Origin of the sequence: Paraburkholderia sp. GAS334 (assembly GCF_050436625.1) — a bacterium.
In the GTDB taxonomy this organism is placed as follows: Bacteria; Pseudomonadota; Gammaproteobacteria; order Burkholderiales; family Burkholderiaceae; genus Paraburkholderia.
This window is the reverse complement of the sequence record NZ_JBNDMO010000001.1, coordinates 86,416-109,312: the sequence shown is the minus strand read 5'-3', so window position 1 is coordinate 109,312 and position 22,897 is coordinate 86,416. Positions and strand designations below refer to the sequence as shown.

The window sequence follows — 22,897 nt, the reverse complement described above, 5'->3', positions numbered from 1 at the left end:
CGGCTGGCTGAAACCCGGTCATCCGCGAGGAGAAGTCCATGCCCGCTCGTTCCATCGCCTCGTTATCCCTGTCCTTTGGGCTCGTTTCCATCCCTGTCAAGCTCTATCCCGCGACGGAAAGTGCCTCCGACGTCAAATTCAACCTGCTTGCTCCCGACGGCTCCCGCGTGAAACAGCAGTACGTCTCGGAGTCGACAGGCGCGGTTGTCGAGCGCTCTTCGATGAAGAAGGGCTACGAGTTTGAGAAGGACAAATACGTCGTATTCACCGGTGACGAACTTAAGGCGCTGGAGGAAGCCGCCAGTCACGTCGTCGAGATACTGGCATTCATACCGGAGAAAGCGATTGACCCGGTCTACTACGACAAGGCGTATTACATCGCACCCGACAAACGAGGCGGAAAGCCATACGGCTTGCTCCAGCAGGCGCTGGCCGAGAGCGGTCGATGCGCATTGGCCAAGTGGGCCTTCAAGGGCAAGACTCGAATCGTTCAGGTGCGGCCGGACGAAGACGGGCTGGTTTTTCAGCAGTTGCTCTTTGCGGACGAGGTGCGGTCGCTGAAGGACTTGAACATCGAACACGTTCAAGTGTCGGCTGCTGAGCTAAAGCTGGCGTTGCAAATCATCGAGCAGGGTGCTGAGGATAGCTACGACCCGTCGGCCTACGAGGACGAAGAGAAAAAGCGCATCCTTGCGGCCATCGACAGAAAGATTGAAGGCAAGGAAGTCATCTCGGCCGAGTCGGAAGAGGCGGCATCTGGCGGCGACGTTATCGACCTCATGGAAGCATTACGCGCCAGTCTTAAGGGAGGCGCGAAGGCTAAGGCCACGGCAGCGCCCAAGCGTGCGAGCGCGGAGCCGGTCGCTGAAATTTCTGCAGCGCCGAAAGTTCGGAAGCCTGCGGCTCGTGCTCCCAAAGCGTCCACCGAGACCACAGCGAAGGTCCGAGCTCGCAAGTGACGCCACAAAGCACCGCGCACGAAATTACGCTAACCAAGCTGCAGGAGATGCTGGGCGTGTCCCGGCGTGTAGTTTCCGGCCTGGTTGCTGCCGGGTTCGTGACGCCGTTGCGCGGGCCGCGCAACGAACTTCGATTCACCTTCCAGGATGTCGTTCTGCTGCGCACCGCATTGCAGTTACGTTCCGCAAAAATACCTCCGCGCAAGATTGTCCAAGCCCTCTCGCGACTGCGGGATGAGCTGCCGGACGAATTGCCACTCTCAGGTATTCGCGTCACAGCTGTCGGGAACGACGTCGTCGTGAAGACCGGCCCGTCGCAGTGGGACGCCGCCACGGGGCAGCTCCTGCTGGATTTTGAGGTTGCGGAAATCAAGGGATATGTCGCTGTCCTCGACACATCACCATGGCGGAAGGATGCCGCTCTCCAAGCCGAGGAATGGTACGACCTTGGAGAGCAATTGAGGAAGTCCGACGTGAAAGGCGCGGAGCGGGCATACAGACAAGCAATAGAGTTCTCGCCCGAGCCGTTCTACGCCGCCTACGTTGACTTGGGCGCTTTACTGTGTGAAGACGAGAAGCGTTGCGAGGACGCGCTGCGTGTGTTTGACGACGCGCTATCCCATTTTCCAGGGGACGCGGTGCTGCACTTTAACCGAGCAGTCGCGCTTGAGGGGTTGGGTCGATTCGACGAAGCTGAGCGTAGCTACGAACGGTGTCTCGAACTCAATCCCGCCTACGCTGACGCACATCACAACCTAGCGATACTTTTTGAGACGCGTGGCGACAAGCAAGGCCTGGTGCGCCATCTGAGTGCTTACCGCCGGCTGACGAACTGAATGACAGTCACGGCTGCGGTTGTCGAGCCTGTATGCAAGGCTCTATCGCCGGCTCAAAGCCATGTTCGTTTGACCTTGTTCGGTAAGTGCAGGCACCCGAATGTATCCTCCGGCAGCATCGCCATATGAATAGGTTCGCCCTGTCAGCAAGAATCCTGCCGTCAGTGCGCACAGGGCGGCATCTACGGCGTCTATGGACCTCAACGCTGTCGCGTCGATTCCTACGTTGGCAAGAAGTTGTCTACGCTGAGAGCGTTCTGTCTTGCGGAGGTGAATTCTTTCCCACGAACGGCGCATGTTATGGCATGAGGGAACGTTTCGAGACTCACGCGTCCGCCCGAATAATCTCTAGATGTCAGAAGCGGGTATGTCGTGGCGAACGCCTGGTAGACTCGCTCGCCATTAAGCATCCACCCGCCAACACCGACGACGTACATGCGCTGAGACAGCAGGAATTTCTTGCCGATATCAAGGGGCTGGTGGTTGGCGACAGCGGCTATTTTAGTACCGCAGAAATCGACCGCCTGGGGCAGCGCGGGCTGGCGCTCGTTGCCAAGCCACCTCAGTCAAAAGTGGCCGCGCTGCCCCAGGGAGATACACTGCGGACTTGTTCAGCCGTTCGAGTCTTTTCGAAAAGCGAAACTGCCGGCGACCTGTGCGGTGTGACACTGCGCCGGGCGAGCATTGAGCGGAGTGGTCAGCATGAAGATTCTCGCACGTCTTGGAGCAGCACTGACAGCAGCCGCTGCGGCCATGGAGTCGAACGAGCGACCTACCCCTCGCGCCGTGCGTATCGGGGTCGTCACCGATGCGCTTGGCAAAGGCGGTTCGGCGGCGCTGCGATTCCTCATCCTGCAGCTGAATTGCGTTCAGGGCAGCTTGCAATTTGAACTTGTGCCCGCACCAGAAAACGATGCCTTGATAAGCCGTTTGAAAGAGGCATCCCTCCCGTGGCCTCTGAAAAAAAGATGGTCTCGAGAAGAAATCAAGAATGAACGGGCTCTCGAGCTTTTCGGCGGACGTATGCAGAAACATCTCGAGAAATTGACGAGTGAATGCAAAGAGCCACCGGTCAGCAAGTTTGTAGTGCTATCAACTGCGTCTCTCACAGATAACCGTCATTCAATCCGCAAACCGGACGGCGCTCCGCTAGTAGCGTTAATCGCGCTCGGGCAATGGGAACGCACAATGGCGCCTCCCACCGAGGTTGAGCTTTTTCTGGCGTTGCTGCTACGACAGGCATCGGCGCTTGCAGTCCCGGACCTGGACCATACGATGCATTTTGGCAGCAAGGGATGTCTTTTCGACTATAACCAAGAACTCAGGGATGTGCGCAACAAAGCCCTCGGCGGCTTCATTTGCGACTTCTGCAATGAGGCTATCTCAAGCAGCGCCTATCCTCACCTTGGCGACGACCTACGCAAGGCACTCTCAAAAGCGTGGCTCGGCGCTTTTGATGACCCTCACTCGCCCGCCGCGATTTCGGCGAAGCTGGGCCACAACCTGTTTATCAACAAGAGCCTGAATAGCACGGTCTGGGAGAGCATTCGTGCCGCTCTTCCGGCGGAATCGCTCAAGGGAGTGTACGCCGTAGTCGGCGGACTTCTCATCGCCTGGGGAGGATATCAGCTGGGGATGAAGCAGCCCGCCAAGCAGCAGTGCGGATGTTCCCCGTCATCCTCCCAGCACCTTTCGGGCTTGTCGCCAACGTACGGGTTGTACGCAGAATGCGATAGCAATGGCGTCACGAATGACAACCACGACCGCACTTCCAGTATCTCCCACGGCCTCCTCTTTCATATGCCTCCTTGAGGCGAGCGCGACGCGAGCGGACTCCCCGGACCCGGCGGCCTGTCAGCATGCTGCCGGTTTCGTGGCAGCGCCAGTATGATGCAGTCCGATGCCGCTTCGCCCGTCGCGGTCCCGGAGAAACCTCGAAATTTTGTGGACGGAGTGCTGATTCGGGGCGATAGGCACACGGCACCGTTCAAATGCACAGGGTTGGACCTTACGGATAGGCGAACACACCGCATCTCGTGTCGAGTAATTCGTTGCTCACGCGAGTAGCTTCCTGAACAATCAGGAGGCTATCGGATTGCGCGATGCTCATCGCACTCGCGGAGGTCAGCTCCTTTGACGCATTTATGAGGTTGTCGCGTATCGCGACAAGCAGTGAGACCACCGCTGTGCGGAGCACCGGCCTCGCCGACATCTCCAAAATTCCCTCCGTTGGCTGGTCGCCCTGAAGTTGACGTAGCAATGAGTTTAGAGCTACGCACAGCGTAGTTCCGAACGGTTCAAAGTGCTTTGTACATGCGCGCGCACGGCCTGATGCAGCAAAATAACGTATAACGTGAATAGGCCGGAGCTTCCGGAAACGCCTTACGCGGGTGTTTGGCTACTGTATTTCAGGCGGGCGTTTTCATTTCATGGCTTCGAGGAGTGGCCTGTAAGGCATCACTTGCAACTAGGTCTGGTTTTCAGCCTGAATGGCGCAAGCAGCGCCTGGACGTCGACCGACTGGCCTTGCAGAAGCAAAAGGCGGGCACGCAGGACGGTGTTTTCAAGCAGGAGTTTGGCCGTGCTTAGCAGATACATGCCGTGTACGTCATCGACGTTCAGGTCCTTCTGGACGAGCTGGTGGCGGTCGACGAGTGAGCCGACAACAAGCCGACGCAGTTCCTTCTCGTCAAACGGCAGGTCGGCGTAGTCGATAGGGTCTGCAGTCTCGATTTCCTGCAGCATGTCTACGAGATTTTCGGTGCTTACCTGCATGTTGGCTCCATTTGTGAGACTCAATCAGCATAGGTATCGCGGAAGCCGTTTTCGACCCCGTAAAGCTAGCCTACCAGAGCGATGCCCGCCCCGTCGGCGCACTTTCGCACGTGGCATCGGCGTGTATTATGGTTCGCATCGCCCCTGACCTGATGGAGAGACGCCTGTGGATGTATCGTTCCTCATCGACCCAATTCACAAAACCGTCACCAGCGTGCATGACGGCTATGCGCGTGCTGGTGAACTTATCGGCACGGATTTGACCGATACCGCGACCCTGTGGGGTGATGCTGCCGACTCGGATACCTCGGTCCAGGTCATCGTCGCGGACGACAGCCTTACAAACAACGCTATCTCGCGCGGCTTTTTCAAGGTCACGCTCGAGCTGGAGAACGTAAGACTGGAACGGGTACTTGCGGGAAAAGCAGTACTCAATGCGTATGGCAGCCCACCTCCCGACATCAAGGAGCAAGTCAAAACGCTCAAGGCCATGCGCGAGCGCGTCAGCTTTATCAGCGTTGAGGACGCGTTTCAATGGTTCGAGGAAAACACTGGCGGCTCACCGTTTTCACTGGAGGGCTGAAGATGGCTTGCGCTCAGCCCGAGATGCCGAATCGCCCATAGAGCCGTGCGTGAGCCCTGACGAGGACTATTCAGCCGGTAGACATCGATGCAGGGCAGCCTTTCCGTCCTCAGAAGGAGGGGGCAGAATTTCGCTACGAGACGCTTTTCGACTTGCGACTGGGGGCGGATAAACGTACCAATTCCAGTCGGAGCGCAGAAAAAAGTAAATTGAACGAGTGCCCATCGTCGACTGGACTCCGACGAGTACGTAGCGCGTTCCTGAAGAGCACAGTCGACCATGTTCGGCTAGCTGTGCATTGAAGTGCTGTCTTGCATTTCAGCGAAATTTTGTTCGAGCGCCCATGCCGGGGTTCTTTCGCGTCGAGTGAGACATCACGGTTCAGGACAATGGGAGGCATCGATTGACCAAGCGGCGAATCGAATTGCAATACGTCACGGCGCTTGTTGAGGTGTTAAGGCCGCTGCCGAGCGGGATTGTATCGTTCGATGGCTGCGATGGAGCCGGGAAGACTACGCTTGCACAAAAAATCTCAGATGCCTTAGGTCACGATGTGGTTGACCTGGACAAGCATCTTGTGCGAGACACCGGCGAATTTGTCAATGCCATTCGCCTCGCAGAACTTGTTAAGGACATTGATGGTGCGCTTACGCGTTCACGGGTCGTGTTGCTATCTGGAGTGTGCATGCAGCAAGTACTCGCTGCTGTCAATCGTTCGGCAGCAGTGAGTGTCTACGTCCAACGTAACACCAGCGCGGGCTTACCGGGGGACATAGATTTTATTGGCGTTGAATCGGGCGTCGAGGCAAGCGACGATGTGATGTCCTATTTCAATGAACTGGAACTCGAAATATACGCGTACCATCGCCTTCATCGTCCGCACACCAACGCAGATGTCGTGTTCATTCGAACGGCCGAGTAATATCGGCAGCGTTCGCCTTTGAGTGACTCAGGTACAGGTTACTGCGAAGTCCGGCCGCCCTTTGTGTGGGCTACCACCCAATCCGGCGCACCCATTGGGAAGTGCTCAGGTAGTGTGGACCGATAGGTTGATTTTTCACCCTGAACACGCGTTCCATTCGTAGTTCTCGTAGGGTCAAAATCTGCCGGTATCAGTAGGCCACCGTATTTGCTTTTGAGATATGGCTCGAGGCGCTCCCCTTTCCACGTCCGTCAGTTCAAATACCACGGTCTTCAGTTGCATTTGGCGTCCTGCGTCGCATATGTAAAGGTTGTGTGCCGTGCGCTTCACGGGTGAGGCTTATAACTACGTTGGTCTGCACATCTCGTGACGCTCCTATCTTCCTCGTGCAATCGAAAATGCGCCTCTTCGGAACCTCGACGTCTTTCAATTTGCTTCAGCAAGACCTGGTTCTATGTTGGTCGGCCGCGTGAATAGCCTGACCGTCGAGTACGGATAGTGGCCTTTTTCAACGTTCACGCCAAAGATGAGGCACAAGTCGACGTGCGATTCGTCGAACGTGCTCAGCGCGAGGTCCTCCATGGCTTCTTCCCGGTTCGCTGCAGCAGTCTCTTTGTACGCATACATTGCCAAGGCGGTGTTCCGGAAGACTTGAGGCACAGCAACGACACTTGACGTTTTGTTTTCCTTAAAACCTCGCTTCTTGACGTTCTTATAGACACGTGTGAACATTCGTTCCATCTGCTCCTGTTCTTCGTGCCCGAAATTAAGGACAATGCATGCTGCCTCTGACCAACCGGGGAACCGGCGCCGTTCAAAGGTAGCGATAATATCGAACCATAACCGCGTCACCTTGGCTTTCGGTTTACGCGGTGCCAACCCCGCTTCCAATTGGGTGTAGTACAAGTCAATCTTGCGCGACAAGCCTGAAATGGAAAGGGCGGTGCCATTTATCTCAGCGTCCCCGATGTTGAATCCGGTTGCCAGGTAAAAGCCGAGAAGGTCAAGTTCGTCCCCAAAGTGAAGAAGAGTTTGGTGAAGCTCGAGCCGACGTTTCAAGTAGTGAATCTTTTGCGCTTGCGTATCGAGAATGTCGAATACGGTTGCCAAGTCGGAGACCAGCATGCAAGGAGCAATAGGATGGTCTTCTGGTATCCACCCGGCGCGCTTCGCAAGCGAAAGGTTTGACTGTAGTACGGCGAAGTCCTCCAGCGTAACTGAAAGGCGCAACACGGTTCTCACACCATCGAGCGAGACGGGGAATTCTGGCACTAGCGCGTCGCGTTTCGATACGTCGTCAAGCGCAGCCTGAAGGCGTCTTTGCAATCGAAGCGACTGCTCGGACGGAGCCAACAGCAAGTCTCGAACGTGTCGGCGGGCCCTATCTGGCGCTCCGCGCAATGCTTGCGGAGTCACACTGCCAGATTTCGCCTCAATTAAGAAGAGGTGGGAGTCGACGCGAACTATAAGGTCGTTTTCATAGATGTGCTCACCTTCGGGCCATTTATAACTACGAGCAACCTCTGTGTCACTGAAGGCTGACCGAAACAGACGTTCAATCTCCTCTTCGAGGAAGCCAGCTTTTTCGCGTTCGAATTTCCTCAGAAGCATCTCGCGCCCACCAAGCAGGTGTCGAACTGTTGCAAAGAAATAGCCAGTAAACAGTGGAGGCATGAAGCAATAGAAGCGGTCGTCATCGACCTGGACCAAAGGCTTGCACCATATGGGATTGTCCAGAAGGAGATGTCCAGAATTTGCGCTGGCCAAATCGCCAAACCGATGCCCGAGGTTACCGAGAACTGTTTGTATTGGACCAATTTCGAGACCCAGTTCGTCGCTAACTTCGCTACAGGAAAATTCGAAGATTCGTGGCAGGAGACCATCTGCATAGGCAAGCATCATCAGTGCTGCCTGCTCCCTGTTGTAGCCAAGTCGCTTTAATTCGGCAGCGACTTGGCGCGGGTCATCCAGCAGCTCCGGGAATTCGTGAGGGTACGCCTCGACCAATGCTTCGAGCGTCTTCCGCTTCCGCATAGCTGACAACCTGCGAAGGTGTTCTCGGGCACGTGCCTCGGTCCTACTGCGAAACAAGTCAAATAGAGCGACCAGTTGACTCGCCGGAATGCCTATTTGCGAAGCAAACTCGGGCTCTAACTTGGCAAGAATCCTTGTGCAGAGGTCGATGGCTTGCTGAAAATAGGTCCAATTGCGTACGGCTTGCGTGTGGACTCGCAAATGCTGCTGCAACATGAGTACAGCGCGAGCCTCGTCCGATAGTCCATCTGTACTCTGAGCGAAACCCATGGAATTGAAGGATTTCGTTAGCTCGGTCAGAAGTTCGAATAGCCGTTGAATTGACTGTGGAGATGGGCTCTGTTCTCCAGCTTCTTCCCGACGGCGTTGAAGCAAGAACGCTTGTGCCAATTCAACGTGAGATTGGCTGCCCCCCCTTTCAGCCTGCCATGCACGGCCCTTCTTTGCAGAACCGAAAGTTCCGTAGAACGCGAGTGTCGCCAGGATGCAGAGGCGGTCACCGACGTCCAACGCCTCCCGAACTTCGATAAGGAGTTTGGGGAAGTCGTCGAGGGATGCTTTCCCTCGAATCTGGAGAGCGGCCACTAAGTCGTCGCGCGCGATACCGTGAAAAAGACTTGAGACGGAGATGAAGGACGAGCCGTCGTCTGGCGTCGGCCTATTCGATGGGCGCCGCTTCTTTTGACGATGCTTGCTTTTTGCCATGAATTCACCAGGTCGCAGCGGTAAGGATACGCAGTCGGTTCGACGAGTACTATCGGACACGTTTGACGCGTGCAAACCGAGCTGCTGTGTCTTCCAAGGGATGTGCGGGGCGCTCGAGCTTAAGCTTGCTGGCGTGGCCGTAGCGGTTTGTCTGTACGAGCTCACCTGTATCGCTATCGAACGCAACGTAGTCCGCCACTAGTTCCTGCGCTTTCTCGGAGTCGACGAGATATGCGCTCCAGAAATACTCACGCAACGCCCCGTGGAATGCCCGAGTCATGAAATTTATGCGCGTGTCGTCGTCTGGCACCTCACTGGCATCCCAAACGCCAACGAGATAACAGAGCGGCCGCGAAACGAACGGATAGTAGCCATCAACCATATTCCGTTTCAGCTTTTCTACCAACAGTGCCTTGACTCGCCGATTAATCTCGCCAGCAGCAGGCCCACCATTGCCTAATGTACCTGCGACTCGTTCGAATATGTCGAGGAGCATCAGACGTAAGGCTTCGTCGTGTCCTCGGTCAACTGCGGCGCCTTCGACTAGTTCGAAGAATGCCTTCGCGTACACCGCATATATGGAGATGTCCCCGAGAGTTGGATGCTTCTTGTCCTCGTCACCGTAGTCGGTGGGAAGTGCGGCCTGATTCTTTACTATCAGGTCGTGCGCCTCACCGTAGGTGTCTGCTATTACCGATGCGATTTTGTACGCTTGCGTTCGATACGCGCTATCGTCCGGCACGCCTTGGAGTTCCCACATTTGCGTCCGAAACACTTCCACTAGATTTTTGAACGCATGTACTAGCGCGCTCGGATAGTTGTAGAAATCTTTGTACTCGAAGTAGCCCTCAAGCATCGACTTGAAGGCCCTGCAATAGCGCTCCGTTGAGCCGCCTGTCACGTCCTCTGTTCGATAGCTTTTCCACCCGTCGAACAATTCAAAGCGGTTACCAGAGAAGTGATAGTCGCCGTATATGGCACGCGTGTACATGCCGTAGTGCCCTAGTCCCGCGTACTTCTCTTCCTTTTCCAGGAAGGAATTGTCGCTCAGCACCGCGCTGGCAGACAGCTCACGCAGTAACGACTTGGCCACGTCCCGGTCCGCGTGGCGCCCTTTGAGTTCTTCGACTATCGCAACCAGGGTACCGGGCGATGACTCTACGACCACCCTACAAAACCGCCGGTCAGACAGCATCTGCAGCAGCTGATACGCGACCTTCTCGTGCTCGAGAAGGGGTTTTTTCTGGTGAAGCTTCATAAGCCCCACCGAAGCGGCCTGCACGAGACGGCCGGCATTGCTCGCAATTTCCACGGAGAGGGCGCGCAAAGCGTCGGTGTCACCAGCTGCGAGCGTGTACATGCCAGCTTGAGCAAATCCTTGGGCGTTTCGGCGACTGAACTTTGTCGGCCAGAAATAGCTGTAGGCCACTATGACGAATGCAATTAATCCGCTCAACGCTCCCGCTAGCTCCCAGACAACCGGGTAGCCCAACGGGGAAGATGGCGGTAGTGAATAGAGCGACGGGATTAGAGCCGCGTAGCCTGTGAACGCGAAAACGAGGAGGAACAACGCAAAGGCTAGCTTTATCATCTGCGCACGGATTCGGTTGCGCAGTCGAACTGTAGGGGTTCCGAGCTGGAGGAAAGCGATTACGAGGCCGAGCGCCGCGAGTGCGTCGCCGAGGGTCAAGTATGCGTTGTTGGGCTTCAGAGGGTTGTACTGGCACCGCCCGAGAGCCTTAATCCCCAAACAAGAAAACGTTTCATCCGTTGCTACTGTCGCAGAAGCGGCTACGGCTGATGCGGCGTGAACCGCGCTAGCAATACCGAAAGATGCGCCATGCATCGCGCTCCCGGCAACTGCCGACACTGCGTGCGCAGCGTTCGCAACCACATTGGCGTCCAAGCTTACTCCCCGACTCGGCGTTTTCCGCATTCTACGCGGGTGAACGCCCTGCAGCGTATCGGGTCCCCGTGAATCTCGCCGTACGAGAACGCGTAACTTCTGCGGCATTTGCGGCTCCCACGGGTTGCCCATTCTCCTGGCAGCTGCCAGAGCCCCCGTAGACTGGCTGTTTGCGCCATCGAGTGCGCCGCGCTCCGGAATCGCGGCGACCGAATAGACCGCCCTCGCAACGGCCAAAGCGATATCCAGCTTCAATTTCCAGGTCGGGATGTAAAATCTCTGGCATTTCCTGCCGTTAATTACGGCAACGCCAAATCACCGTCCGACTCGGGCGGTCGACAAGCCAACAAGCAGTAGCGGGATAGGTATCGAAAAAATGAACCATCAGGCCTTGTCTTCTTTCATCTGGTCCGTAGCCGACCTTCTGCGCGGCGATTACAAGCAGTCGGAGTACGGACGCGTCATCCTGCCGTTCACCGTACTGCGACGTCTCGATTGCGTACTAGAGCCGACCAAGGCGGCCGTGCTTGCTGAATTTGAAGCCAAGACCAAGGCGGGGCTGAATCCGGACCCGTTCGTCACCCGCAAGGCGGGACAGTCGTTCTACAACACCTCACCGCTCGACCTCGTCAAACTGCTGGGCGACCAGGACAACATCCGGCAGAACCTGTACACCTACGTTCAGGCGTTCTCGCCCGCTGCACGCGACATTTTCGAACGCTTTGACTTCTATACCCAGGTGGAGAGGCTTGCAAAAGCAAACCTGCTGTACCTGGTCACCGAGAAGTTCGCGAATATCGACCTGCATCCCGAGAAGGTCGACAACAACCAGATGGGCCTCGTGTTCGAAGAGCTCATCCGCAAGTTCGCGGAAATCTCGAATGAAACTGCTGGGGAGCACTTCACGCCTCGCGAGGTCATCAGGCTCATGGTGAACCTGCTGTTCATTGAGGACGACGACGTGCTCACGCCCGGCAACGCGGTGGTACGCACGATTTACGACCCGACCGCAGGGACAGGCGGCATGCTCTCGATTGCGGGTGAATATCTGCTCGAACACAACCCTGAGGCACGGTTGACCATGTTCGGGCAGGAGCTTAACGACGAGTCGTATGCCATCTGCAAGGCCGATATGCTCATTAAGGGACAGGACGTCGCCAACATCATTGTCGGCAACACCCTGTCGGACGACGGTCACAGCGGACGCAAGTTCGACTACATGCTCTCCAATCCGCCGTTCGGTGTGGAGTGGAAAAAGGTCGAAAAGGCGGTGCGCAAGGAGCATGAAGAGAAGGGCTTTGATGGCCGCTTCGGCCCGGGCCTGCCGCGTGTGTCTGACGGCTCGATGTTGTTCCTTATGCATCTGCTTTCAAAGATGCGTTCGGCGAACGAAGGTGGCAGCCGCTTTGGCATTGTGCTTAACGGTTCGCCGCTCTTTACTGGCGGTGCTGGTTCGGGCGAATCCGAAGTCCGCCGGTACGTTTTGGAGAACGACCTGGTGGAGGCCATCATCGGCCTGCCGACCGACATGTTTTACAACACCGGCATCTCGACATACGTGTGGATTCTGTCAAACAAAAAGCCGCATCACCGCAAGGGCTACGTGCAGCTTATCGACGCGTCTAGTTTTTGGCAGAAGATGCGCAAGAGCTTGGGCAGCAAGCGTAGAGAAATGTCGGACGAGCAAATCGAGACTGTCACCCGGCTTTTTGGGGATTTCGTCGAAGCTGAACTCGCAACGGTACTGGATGCCGAAGGCAAAGAGCTTTCCCGCTGGGTCGTACCTGCTGGCGGGCGTGCGCCGGGAGTGCCTGCTGGCGGCAAGTTGAAGTCGATACCAATTTCGCGAGTATTCAGGAACGAAGACTTTGGCTTCACCACGATTACTGTTGAGCGCCCGATACGCGACGGGAATGGTAAGGTCGTGCTCGGCCTGAAGGGAAAACAGAAAGGCCAGCCACAACCGGATAGTGCGTTGCGCGACGCCGAGAATGTACCGCTTTCCGAAGACATTGCCGCCTACTTCAAACGGGAAGTCCTGCCTCATGCGCTCGACGCGTGGATTGATGACGAAAAGAGCAAGATAGGCTACGAGATTCCTTTCAACCGGCATTTCTATGTGTTCGAGCCACCGCGCGACCTGCACACGATTGATGAAGAACTGAAGACGGTGTCGGCCAATATCATGAAGATGCTTGAGGAACTGGCGGAATGAGCTTGTCACGCTATCGGGAATACAAGGACAGCGGCCAGGAGTGGCTCGCAGAGGTACCGCAGCATTGGAACGTGAAGCGTGTTAAGAGGCTAGTCAGCTCAATCGAACAGGGCTGGAGTCCACAGTGTGAGAATTTCGCGGTTGATGGCGAAGATGAGTGGGGCGTTCTTAAAGTCGGCTGCGTGAACGGTGGAGTGTTCAACCCACTTGAGAACAAGAAACTACCTTCCGAGCTAAGGGCAATCCCCGAACTCGGTATTGCGCAAGGGGATTTGCTAATTTCTCGCGCTAACACGCGGGAGCTGGTTGGTAGCGCGGCCGTGGCCACGAAGGACTACAGAAATCTTTTGCTATGTGACAAGCTGTATCGACTTCGTTTGCAAAGCGAGCAATGCACGCCGCATTTCTTGTCCTGCTATCTCAGCATCGAGGAAGTCAGAGGTCAAATTGAATTGGCGGCTACTGGGGCAAGCAGCTCGATGCTCAATATCGGACAATCCGTAATTCTCGAGCTACCCGTACCTCTGCCACCTTTAAAAGAGCAATTGGCCATCGCCGCCTTCCTCGACCGCGAAACCAGCAAGATTGATACTCTGATTGCAGAGCAAGAAAAGCTCCTTGCCCTGCTGGCAAAAAAGCGCCAGGCAACCATCTCGCACGCGGTGACCCGTGGCCTCAATCCTGACGTGCCGATGAAGGGTTCGGGTGTGGCGTGGCTCGGCGAGGTACCGGCACATTGGGAGCTAAAGGCTCTCAAGCGGGCAGTGGTGCTTCAACGTGGGCACGACCTACCAGCTGAGGAGAGAATTGAGGGAGACATTCCTGTCGTCTCATCGGGTGGCGTCTCTGGGCGTCACAATGTTGCAATCACGACAGGACCGACCATAGTTACTGGTCGATATGGAACAATCGGGGAGTTCACTTTAGTAAAGGCTAATTGTTGGCCACTTAATACGGCTCTCTACGCTGTCCAGATGTTCAATAATTCTCCCGAATACCTTTGGTATATGCTCCAATCGCTAAAGGAAATATTCGTTCTCAACTCGATGAAATCAGCCGTTCCGGGCGTCGACAGGAACGATATCCACCCGCTTACGATTTGTTTGCCTCCCCTCGAGGAGCAATTCGACATCGTCGCATTCCTCGACGCCGAGACATCAAAACTAGACAGGCTTAAAGCGGGGGCTGAGCACGCTATGGAATTGTTAAAAGAACGTCGCAGCGCGCTGATATCTGCTGCCGTCACTGGCAAAATCGACGTGCGCGAGCAGCAGTCTGCTCTGGAAGCGGCAGCATGAACCGCGACAGCTCGTTTCGCGTGCCGGCGACCGACGCGCCGCTGACTCGCGAGCCGGGCCAACTCGCACCGAAAGAACAATAGACCGTCCCGGGGAACGCATGAGCAATCTGCACCAAGAACACCACTTCGAAGCGGAAATTTGCCAGCACCTGGGCGCCAACGGATGGCTGTATGCCGAGGGCGACGCGGCCCGCTATGACCGCGCGAACGCTCTCTTTCTTCCGGACTTGCTGGCCTGGATTGAGGAGAGCCAGCCCGATACCTGGCAACGCCTGACCAAGACCCATGGTCCAGCGATGACCGAGCGACTGGCAGAACGCGTGCGCAAGAGCCTGAATGAGCGCGGCACTCTCGACGTCCTGCGGCGCGGCGTGGAGATGCTGGGTCTGAAGGAGCCACTGTCACTGGTGCAGTTCAAACCGGCGCTCGCCATCAACCCGGCCATTCTGCAGCGTTATGCCGGAAACCGCCTGCGCGTGGTGCGGCAGGTGCGGCATTCGCCGAATAATCCGCTCGAAGAACTGGACGTCGTGCTGTTCGTCAACGGCATTCCCGTTGCCACGGTCGAACTGAAGTCGAACTTTACCCAAAGCGTGCAGGATGCAGTGGACCAGTACCGCTTCGACCGGCATCCGCAACCGAAGGGCGGCGTGGCCGAGCCACTGCTTAGTTTCCCCGGCGGGGCGCTGGTGCATTTTGCCGTGAGCCAGAGCGAAGTCATGATGTGCACGCGACTATCGGGCCCGTCATCGGTCTTTCTGCCCTTCAACCGGGGTAACGACGGTGCGGCCGGCAACGCCCCGAACTCGAACGGCTTTGCCACGGCCTACCTTTGGGAAGACGTCTGGGCTCGCGAGAGCTGGCTGGAAATTCTCGGACGCTACCTGATAGGCAAGCGGGACGACAAAAAGCAGCTTAAGAGCATCATCTTCCCCAGATATCACCAGCTGGATGCGACCCGCAAACTTGTTGCCGATGTGCTCACCAACGGCGCGGGCGAGCGCTACCTCATTCAGCATTCCGCCGGGTCTGGCAAGACCAACTCGATTGCGTGGACGGCGCACTTCCTTGCTGACCTGCATGATGCTGAGAACAACAAGTTGTTCGACAGTGTGCTGGTCGTGTCGGACCGTACGGTGCTCGATGCGCAACTGCAAGAAGCCATCTTCGACTTTGAGCGTACCACCGGCGTGGTCGCTACCATCACGAACGAGCACGGCAGCAAGAGCGCCCAGCTCAGCCAGGCGCTGAAGGACGGTAAGAAAATCATTGTCTGCACCATTCAGACCTTCCCGTTCGCGCTTCAGGCAGTGCAGGAACTGGCTGCCACCGAAGGCAAACGCTTTGCCGTCATCGCCGACGAGGCGCACAGCTCCCAGACGGGCGAAGCGGCGTCCAAGCTCAAGCAACTGCTATCTGCCGAGGAGTGGACTGCACTGCAGGACGGAGGTGAAATCGATACTGAAGCGCTGCTCGCTGCGCAGATGGAAGCGCGCACCGGCGCAAAGGGCTTGACGTACGTAGCGTTCACTGCGACGCCGAAACAAAAGACCCTCGAACTCTTCGGTCGTCCCGGCCCGGACGGCCTGCCGCAGCCCTTCCACGTGTATTCGATGCGCCAGGCAATTGAGGAAGGCTTCATCCTCGATGTGCTTAAGAACTACACCAGCTATAAGCTCGCTTTCAAACTCGCCCACGACGGTCACGAGCTCGACGAGAAACAGGTCGAGCGTAGCATGGCGATGAAAGGCATCATGCAGTGGGTCCGGCTGCACCCATACAACATATCGCAGAAGGTTCAGGTCGTTGTCGAGCACTACCGCGAGAATGTGCAGCCACTGCTCGACGGCCGCGCGAAGGCGATGGTAGTTGTGGCCAGCCGCAAGGAAGCGGTGCGCTGGCAGAAGGCGATTCGCGCCTATATCGAAAAACAAAATTATCCGCTTGGCGTGCTCGTTGCATTCTCCGGCGAAATCGACGACCCCGAGACCTTTCCAATGCCCGTGTCCGAGACCAGCAAGGAACTAAATCCCGGGCTCAAGGGGCGCGACATCCGGGACGCGTTTGGCGAACCCAACTACCACCTGCTGCTCGTGGCCAACAAGTTCCAGACCGGCTTCGACCAGCCGCTGCTGTGCGGCATGTACGTCGACAAGATGCTGGGCGGTATCCAGGCGGTACAAACGCTCTCGCGCCTGAACCGCGCGCATCCGGGGAAGGACACCACCTACATTCTCGACTTCGTCAATGACGCCGGTGAAATTCTGAAGGCGTTCAAAACCTACTATGAGACCGCAGAACTTGAAGCGACGACGGACCCCCACAAGGTCTACGACCTGCGTGCCAAGCTTGATGCGAGCGGCAACTATGATGACTTCGAGGTCGAGCGGGTAGCAAAGGTTGACCTTGACCCGAAAGGAACTCAGGCGCAATTGGACGCGGCAGTCGCTCCCGTCGCGGACCGTTTGCTAAAACGCTACAAGTCCTTGGTGCAGGAGCGAACCCATGCCGAGGAGCAGCACGACGACAAGGTCGTTCAGGCCGCGAAAGATGCGCTCGATGCGCTTGTGCTCTTCAAAAATGACATGGGCGCATTCATCCGCCTGTACGCGTTCCTGTCGCAGATTTTCGATTACGGCAATACCGACATTGAAAAACGCTTCTTGTTCTTTAAGCGACTGATACCGCTGCTGGAGTTTGGTCGTGAACGCGATGCGGTCGACCTCTCCAAAGTGGTGCTGACTCACCATAACTTGCGAAACACCGGGAGACAGCCGTTGAATCTCGGGCACGGTGAATCACCAAAGCTCCCGCCGATGGATGCAGTCGGAAGCGGCTCCGTTCAGGATAAACAGCAGGCGTTTCTCGATGAAATCATCGAGAAGGTCAATGGACTGTTCGAAGGCGAGCTCACGGACGATGACCAGCTCGTGTACGTCAACGGTGTCATCAAGGGCAAGCTGCTCGAGAACGCTACCTTGGTGCAACAGGCGATGAGCAACAGCAAGGAGCAGTTCGCCAGCTCGCCAGACCTGAAAAATGCGCTGCTTCACGCCATCATGGATGCGTTCGAAGCGCACAGTGCGATGAGCACTCAAGCCCTTGGCTCTGAGCGAGTGCGCGAAGGGCTTAAGGACATTTTGCTGGGACCAGCGCAGTTGTATGAAGCGTTGCGAGCGCGTCACGACGGGGCGCCGCCGGTTGCGCCTTGACCCGAGAGCTGGTCAACGCTATAGCTTGGTGGTATCAGGCGCGATGCTACATTCTGGCAAATGTGGACGTCCTGTAATGACGTCCCAGTATGCTCGATAACACGAATACGGGGACTACATGTCGAATCAACTCAAGGATGCTGGCGCACTGCGTGCCAGCCTAGAAGCAGTACATGCTTGTCCTGCCAAGTCCGCGACAAACTGGTATGCCGACCTAGAAGCTTTTTTGTCTGAGGTGCAGGAAGCAGAAAGTTCAAAGCTGAGCGACAAGTCCTTTTTTCGGCGCCTGTGGGACGACAATCCAGTATCGGCCGTTGGGAACGGAACGGTCAAGATTTCGCCCGCGCTGGAAAACGAGGCGTTTGTCGAGTGTTTCGCGGGGCGCGCATCTGCTGCATTGCCCGCAGACCCGCTTGAAGCGGAAGCTACCCACGTGGAAATTGCCGACCATGCGCACATGGTGCGCAGGACGTCAATGGGCAGTCTGTCCATGGCTTGCAGTCTGATTTCGTCCGAGCCGCTTTGCCTGATACAGCGCGGAGTCCGCCTCGGCCACCAGTTTTCGGACGCTCACGCCCGTGCCGCTCGCCGCAGCGGCCAGCCCCACGCTAACGGTCACTATTCCGCCGCTGCTCGTGGCATGCGGAATGGCCAATGCTTCGACTGAAGTGCGAACGCGCTCGGCGATGACCTGAGCTTCGGATTGGCCGCTGGCGGCGAGGATGATGCCAAACTCCTCTCCACCGTATCGTGCTGTCACTCCGGTGCTCGGCACGGACAACGCGATGGCGCTCGCTACCCTTCGCAGACAGTCATCACCGGCCTGGTGACCGTGGCAGTCGTTGTAGGTCTTGAAGTTGTCGATATCCACCAGCAGAAGGACGACTGTTGCCGACTGTGAAGACGGACTGTGTGACGATAGGCAGCGTTCAAGTTCGATATCAAAATGCCGACGGTTGTATAGCCCGGAGAGTCCGTCCACATAGGCAAGGCGTTCCAGTTCGAGGTGCATCGCATCTCGTCGCTGGTCCTCGAGCATTTTCGCGTTGATGTCGCGTATCGTAAATGCGAGGGCGTCAAATGCATGTTCGGGGATTTCGAGGACGGCGGACAGGAAGCTTTGAACCCAGATATACGTTCCATCGCTTCGACGGGTGCGATAGCGTATCGCGGCCTCGCTTTTTTCCTGCTGCACCGTGTCGATGGCTCTTTCGACCGCGCTGCGGTCCCCCGGATGGACGAGGTCAACAACGCCAGTCCCAATCAGCTCATGAGGCATGTAACCAAGTTTCAGCTTTGCGCGCGGTGAGACGTACTTTATGGTCCCGTTTAGTGAGAGCTGCATCACGACGTCGTCGGAGTTCTCTGCCAACGTTCGATAGCGTCGCTCGCTATCGCGCAGCAAATCGAGCAGCCGCTGGCGTTGCGCCTGCAACGCATGGATGGGAAATGCGATGCCAAGTGCGGCGAGCACAAATAGTTGCAGGGAAAGTATCCGCTCGTGGCTGGTCCTGTACGGAGGCATCCACAGTGGGCCGGTTCCGTGCATCGTCAGCGCCAATGCGATGGCGATACACAGCAGAACCCCGATGAACACACCCGCGAGGTCGGCCTCTAGTGCAAGCAAAGCGATGGGCGGAAGAATCCAGTACATCGAGCGGTAGAGCACCTGACTGAAGACGAGCGCGGTGACCAGACCCACGAGCGCAAGCAGCGCAAATGTCCTGTTACGCCGGTTGGACTGCCATAGCTGACGAAGCTCACCCGAGAAGAAGACCAGTGCGGCGGGAGTGAATATTGCCATGCCCAGACCGTCGGAAATGGCCCAATCTCTGAGCGAGGAGAAGGAATGCGTGCTGAACCACCCTTCCAGCAGGCACATGGCAACAACTCCGGACAGAGTTGGCGCAAGCAGTACGGCAGCGGCGACGAACCTTACGCACGGTCCCGGTTGAATCAGCTCAGAAGCCGTGCTGACTCGCGGGGCGAATAGCAGTGCGACGCCGATTTCCAGCATGTCTACGCCTGTAAACGAGCACGTGACATACAGGCTTTCGCCTTGCCACAGATTCGCGCCGAGAAATCCCAACGTACCGCCCAGCAAAACGAAGTATCGACGTGGGCGCTTTGCCGCCAGAGTCTGCGCGAGGAGTGCGCCATTGGCCATCCATATCGGTACGATTTCACCCGACATCGCCTTCAGGGTCGCGCTTCCAAGGCAAAGGAGACATGCCAGACTGGCCGCGAGAACCATCGAGGACAGTGGCCCATCCTGACGGGGGATTGACGTGCGGGTCGCGTCGGGTGAGTCGGTGAAGCTCGCGGGCTGTTGCCCGCTCGGGGAATCGCTCGACGGTTCCACAATTCTCCTGAGGTGGCGTAGAGGTTTGATTTTCCGCACAGATGGCGTGCCGTTGTTCCAGATTCCGTATAGGTGTATACGGCGCCTGCTTCAGTATGTTTAGGCTGAAGATAGTGAATATAAGTTACAGCCCGCCCGCCTTTCCGGTCGCCGGGATGTGAGAACGATTTCAAACACTTCAGTCCCGACCCTGCCCCAGTCCTGCTTTCCAGCAATCTTACTTGTATGGCACCCTGCGGCGACCTATCTTTTAAGCTCCTTCCAGCCAGGAGACGACCATGGATTGCGGGGTGGTAAGTGTGCATTTCGACAGCAGGCACTTGTTTGTCGACCTGGCTGACGGTCGGGCTGTCCAGTTTCCACTGGACCGGTTCCCTGTCCTGCGGGCAGCTACAACAGCGGAGCGCGGGCATTTTGCAATCTCTTTGGACCGCCAGCAGTTGTACTGGCCGGAACTGGACGAAGAGATGTGTATCACCGCTTTATTTCAATCCTCGCGAGACAGCACGCAACACTAGCGGCTCGCCTTGGTACTGCCGGGTGTTCGACGTCATCCGTCAAACACCCGGCGCGATTCCTTCGTTCTCGACTTGCCGGTTTATGTTTTCCGGCAGGGCGTTGTCTGCATCTCATCTGATATTGGGTAACCGCGACGGGCGCCGTTCAGGTCTTGTTGAAATTTCTGCTGTCTCGCCCGTACTATATGGCGACACGTGGAAACAATCTTTCGAGCACCTATCGTGGAAGCCCTTGACCTTGAACCCAGTGTTTCAACAGACGGCGTCGTATTTGCGCTATCACTCTGTGGTCGCGACGTCGCGTGTGTCATCACGCGCGAGACACTCGAGCAGCATTTCTGGGTGCAACCTGGCGCAACTGATGCGCGCGTTCTCAAGGCATTCTCCGAAGGCCGCCGGCGCATCGTGGCTTTGGCGGAACGAAAGGCCCGCGCACGACCAGGCGAGCGTATCGTGCTGACCGTGGATGACTTCGACCCGAGGAAATAGCGCGTCCCGGCAGCGGGCTCGTGCCCGAGCTTGAAGAAGTCGGGCAACGGTGATGTCCAATCAACGATGAATTTGCGGTATTAGCCGCGCGGGCAACCAAAGCGTGATGGCAGAAATCAAGGCCTCGCCAGAGGCCGTCGCACTTGAACGCATCGCTGGAGCCGCACGGGAAGTGCAGGCAGCGTCAACTGCGCTGGAAAAGCATTTCGATGGCAATGCGGGCGCGCAACCGTCCACGCTTGAACTCGCGCGGTTTGCCGCCGCCATGCAGGAACTGCGCGATGCACGTGAGGAATTCGACCGCCTGCTTTCGAACAATCGGCAGCAATGATTCGTCTCGTTTGAGTCGTGCCGGTCGGTGGTCTGCAGTACGCCCGCGCGGAGCAGGTCTCTGCCGGCTACCGGGGAGGCCCACGTGTCCAGATTGCTTTACGAGGCATGAGTGCCGGGCACGTCGTCCCCCGGTCGGCCCGTTGTCGGAATATGAGGCGCATGACGGATGCCATTTTTGCTATCTCGAAGGTTTTTGCGTCCGGCGGTCGAACGCTGCCACGCTGACAGCGCTCGGTCGTCAGTGAACCACGGTCGCGTGGCATGCGATTGATTTTCGTAAGCGCCGCATTTGTGCCAGATGAAGGGTGGGGAAGATACAGGCGGTTTGCAAGGCTTTCTGTGAGGGTTTCCCGCAACCCTATTCACACATTTGCGGCGAGGGCGGGTTGTTGCAGCTTTTGGCGGTGTCCCTGCAGGCAGTGTTCTGTGGTGGTACAAAAAAGTCTTCAGTGTCGCAATAAAGGTTTCAGTTGACTTTCTTCGACGGTGCGACTGCAAGCTTTTGGCCTCGGGGCGCGGCGTTCCATGTTAGGCCGGCTTTTCCTGTGCCGTGCTTCGGGAGGCTAATGTCCTGTTTGTCGCGTCACGCATTCGCGTGGCGCGACAATACGCGGCACTAGTCGACTTCGCTTAGCTTTGCAATCTGCGCAAGGAACAGCAACCACATCGAGAGCTCTCGATTGATGTATCCGCGAAAGCTGGCAGGTGACGATGGTGCGCGAACGGGTCTTTGATTTTTTGCCTGTTTCCAGTGTCCGTAGGCCAGGATTTCGACATTTGGTTTGAATCGTTCGAGCCATGTTGGTTCTTTGCTCCATCTACAGGCCTCACCGGTTTAACCAGTACTGCTGTCCTCGTCGAGCCGGGTGGCTTTCGCGCTTTTTAGATGTAGAACGTACAGCATGCCGTTGGCCGTAGGAACCTCGCGTACGTTATGGGACACTTAAGCGGCTTTATCGAGAATGCGCCGCTTCCGGTACGTCACCTGCGGATAAGACGGCGTCGCGGGAGGCGTGAATACGACAGGTTGACCGGGTGTTTGAGGACCGCCAGTTCCGGGATACGTTCCCAGGTACTGGCCGTCGAGCCGCCCGGTACCTTTGAAGTACACGGTGACCACAGTGAAGAAAGGCTGTTGCCACGGAATGAAGCGCAAGACCAATAGAGCTGTGGGCGAGAGCGTGATATTGACTTTGAGCTTTGACTCCTCTTCGGTCGTATAGATGTTTCCCGGCTGTGAAAGCTTTTTGTGCACCATTTCGGCAGCCGTAGTTCCTTGCTGCATCAACCAAGACCCGTGGTTCCTGTTGATGTGTACTTCGCCCCACTCGCCCGTGCCATGCTGGAGGCGGATAGGGACGCTTGTGCTCGGAGCCATAGATACAAGGCCCGGGGGCATAAATGCAAAATCGGTTGAACCGTTGACGGTCCAAAATTCGAACTCTGGTTTTTTATTGGTCATCTTGGCCTCGCATCGCTTTGGGATTATCCGTGATTACGGGTCAAAATGCCGAACAAAGAAGAAGTCGGCCGCGAAACGAGCGAATCAACTTGCCAATTGCGCATTTAAAAGCGCGGTGCTACACTTCAAACGTCGCTGAAATCGACGATTGGCCCGCCGTAGTGGCAAGTAAGGCGAGGCACGATGCAGCAGGGGTAGGGCCACGCTGTTTTATTACCTACCTGAACGGGGTGCTTGGTTTCGCCAAGCGCGGGGGTCCTGGGGCTTGTCCTCTAAGGGATACTGC

At 56.8% G+C, this 22,897-nt stretch carries 16 protein-coding genes and 1 pseudogene; 11 read left to right on the top strand and 6 right to left on the bottom strand.

The window, feature by feature from the left end; all coding sequences use genetic code 11:
- The first annotated feature begins 38 nt into the window (after window positions 1-38).
- The gene (locus tag P3T21_RS00410) at window positions 39-959 is read left to right on the top strand and encodes a Ku protein (protein WP_429253958.1); all 921 of its coding nucleotides are present in this window, start codon (window positions 39-41) and stop codon (window positions 957-959) included.
- Entirely contained in the window at window positions 956-1,795 is an 840-nt protein-coding gene (locus tag P3T21_RS00405; protein ID WP_429253957.1) for a tetratricopeptide repeat protein, read from the top strand. The genes P3T21_RS00410 and P3T21_RS00405 overlap by 4 nt, the downstream gene beginning before the upstream one ends.
- Window positions 1,796-1,837: 42 nt before the next feature.
- On the opposite strand, the pseudogene P3T21_RS00400 reads toward P3T21_RS00405, so the two are convergent.
- Window positions 1,838-2,220 (bottom strand): annotated as a pseudogene (locus P3T21_RS00400) (DUF429 domain-containing protein); the annotation flags it as partial.
- Between the two features lie 277 nt (window positions 2,221-2,497).
- Between P3T21_RS00400 and P3T21_RS00395 the strand changes: the two are divergent.
- The gene (locus P3T21_RS00395) at window positions 2,498-3,607 is read left to right on the top strand and encodes a hypothetical protein (protein ID WP_429253956.1); all 1,110 of its coding nucleotides are present in this window, start codon (window positions 2,498-2,500) and stop codon (window positions 3,605-3,607) included.
- A 645-nt stretch (window positions 3,608-4,252) separates the two neighbouring features.
- On the opposite strand, the gene P3T21_RS00390 is transcribed toward P3T21_RS00395, so the two are convergent.
- Entirely contained in the window at window positions 4,253-4,570 is a 318-nt protein-coding gene (locus tag P3T21_RS00390; protein ID WP_429253955.1) for a hypothetical protein, read from the bottom strand.
- A gap of 166 nt (window positions 4,571-4,736) precedes the next feature.
- Here P3T21_RS00390 and P3T21_RS00385 point away from each other — a divergent pair, with 166 nt between their 5' ends.
- A complete protein-coding gene (locus P3T21_RS00385; RefSeq protein ID WP_429253954.1) occupies window positions 4,737-5,153 on the top strand; it encodes a hypothetical protein in 417 nt (138 codons plus the stop codon).
- 403 nt (window positions 5,154-5,556) lie between these two features.
- Window positions 5,557-6,075: a shikimate kinase gene (locus P3T21_RS00380; protein ID WP_429253953.1), complete on the top strand. Its 519-nt coding sequence runs from the start codon at window positions 5,557-5,559 to the stop codon at window positions 6,073-6,075.
- Between the two features lie 426 nt (window positions 6,076-6,501).
- Here the strand turns inward: P3T21_RS00380 and P3T21_RS00375 are convergent, their stop codons facing one another.
- Window positions 6,502-8,814 carry a hypothetical protein gene (locus tag P3T21_RS00375; RefSeq protein WP_429253952.1) on the bottom strand — a complete coding sequence of 771 codons (2,313 nt, stop codon included), beginning with the start codon at window positions 8,812-8,814 and terminating at the stop codon, window positions 6,502-6,504.
- 49 nt (window positions 8,815-8,863) lie between these two features.
- On the bottom strand, window positions 8,864-10,720 hold the full coding sequence (locus P3T21_RS00370; RefSeq protein ID WP_429253951.1) for a hypothetical protein: 1,857 nt from the start codon (window positions 10,718-10,720) through the stop codon (window positions 8,864-8,866).
- Window positions 10,721-11,096: 376 nt separating this feature from the next.
- Here P3T21_RS00370 and P3T21_RS00365 point away from each other — a divergent pair, with 376 nt between their 5' ends.
- The 3 genes from P3T21_RS00365 to P3T21_RS00355 all read left to right on the top strand — a co-directional run bounded on the left by P3T21_RS00365 (window position 11,097) and on the right by P3T21_RS00355 (window position 17,447).
- Window positions 11,097-12,935, top strand: coding sequence for a type I restriction-modification system subunit M (locus P3T21_RS00365; protein ID WP_429253950.1), 1,839 nt, complete (start codon window positions 11,097-11,099; stop codon window positions 12,933-12,935).
- Window positions 12,932-14,233 carry a restriction endonuclease subunit S gene (locus P3T21_RS00360; RefSeq protein ID WP_429253949.1) on the top strand — a complete coding sequence of 434 codons (1,302 nt, stop codon included), beginning with the start codon at window positions 12,932-12,934 and terminating at the stop codon, window positions 14,231-14,233. The genes P3T21_RS00365 and P3T21_RS00360 overlap by 4 nt, the downstream gene beginning before the upstream one ends.
- A gap of 100 nt (window positions 14,234-14,333) precedes the next feature.
- The gene (locus P3T21_RS00355; protein ID WP_429253948.1) at window positions 14,334-17,447 is read left to right on the top strand and encodes a type I restriction endonuclease subunit R; all 3,114 of its coding nucleotides are present in this window, start codon (window positions 14,334-14,336) and stop codon (window positions 17,445-17,447) included.
- 472 nt (window positions 17,448-17,919) lie between these two features.
- Here P3T21_RS00355 and P3T21_RS00350 read toward each other — a convergent pair whose 3' ends face one another.
- Entirely contained in the window at window positions 17,920-19,701 is a 1,782-nt protein-coding gene (locus P3T21_RS00350) for a diguanylate cyclase domain-containing protein (RefSeq protein WP_429253947.1), read from the bottom strand.
- Between the two features lie 386 nt (window positions 19,702-20,087).
- Between P3T21_RS00350 and P3T21_RS00345 the strand changes: the two genes are divergently transcribed.
- From P3T21_RS00345 to P3T21_RS00335, 3 genes are all read left to right on the top strand, one after another.
- Complete coding sequence (locus tag P3T21_RS00345) at window positions 20,088-20,327, top strand: DUF2442 domain-containing protein (RefSeq protein WP_429253946.1); 240 nt, start codon at window positions 20,088-20,090, stop codon at window positions 20,325-20,327.
- Window positions 20,328-20,549: 222 nt separating this feature from the next.
- A complete protein-coding gene (locus P3T21_RS00340; protein ID WP_429254496.1) occupies window positions 20,550-20,816 on the top strand; it encodes a DUF1488 family protein in 267 nt (88 codons plus the stop codon).
- A gap of 106 nt (window positions 20,817-20,922) precedes the next feature.
- On the top strand, window positions 20,923-21,147 hold the full coding sequence (locus tag P3T21_RS00335) for a hypothetical protein (protein ID WP_429253945.1): 225 nt from the start codon (window positions 20,923-20,925) through the stop codon (window positions 21,145-21,147).
- 945 nt (window positions 21,148-22,092) lie between these two features.
- Here the strand turns inward: P3T21_RS00335 and P3T21_RS00330 are convergent.
- Window positions 22,093-22,611 (bottom strand): hypothetical protein, encoded by a 519-nt coding sequence (locus P3T21_RS00330; RefSeq protein ID WP_429253944.1) that lies wholly within the window; start codon window positions 22,609-22,611, stop codon window positions 22,093-22,095.
- Window positions 22,612-22,897 lie beyond the last annotated feature (286 nt).

Coding starts and splice junctions, on each gene's coding strand:
- P3T21_RS00410 (WP_429253958.1), top strand. CDS start 39: ATGCCCGCTCGTTCCATCGCCTCGTTATCCCTGTCCTTTGGGCTCGTT.
- P3T21_RS00395 (WP_429253956.1), top strand. CDS start 2,498: ATGAAGATTCTCGCACGTCTTGGAGCAGCACTGACAGCAGCCGCTGCG.
- P3T21_RS00390 (WP_429253955.1), bottom strand. CDS start 4,570: ATGCAGGTAAGCACCGAAAATCTCGTAGACATGCTGCAGGAAATCGAG.
- P3T21_RS00375 (WP_429253952.1), bottom strand. CDS start 8,814: ATGGCAAAAAGCAAGCATCGTCAAAAGAAGCGGCGCCCATCGAATAGG.
- P3T21_RS00365 (WP_429253950.1), top strand. CDS start 11,097: ATGAACCATCAGGCCTTGTCTTCTTTCATCTGGTCCGTAGCCGACCTT.
- P3T21_RS00360 (WP_429253949.1), top strand. CDS start 12,932: ATGAGCTTGTCACGCTATCGGGAATACAAGGACAGCGGCCAGGAGTGG.
- P3T21_RS00355 (WP_429253948.1), top strand. CDS start 14,334: ATGAGCAATCTGCACCAAGAACACCACTTCGAAGCGGAAATTTGCCAG.
- P3T21_RS00350 (WP_429253947.1), bottom strand. CDS start 19,701: ATGGTTCTCGCGGCCAGTCTGGCATGTCTCCTTTGCCTTGGAAGCGCG.
- P3T21_RS00345 (WP_429253946.1), top strand. CDS start 20,088: ATGGATTGCGGGGTGGTAAGTGTGCATTTCGACAGCAGGCACTTGTTT.
- P3T21_RS00335 (WP_429253945.1), top strand. CDS start 20,923: ATGGCAGAAATCAAGGCCTCGCCAGAGGCCGTCGCACTTGAACGCATC.
- P3T21_RS00330 (WP_429253944.1), bottom strand. CDS start 22,611: ATGACCAATAAAAAACCAGAGTTCGAATTTTGGACCGTCAACGGTTCA.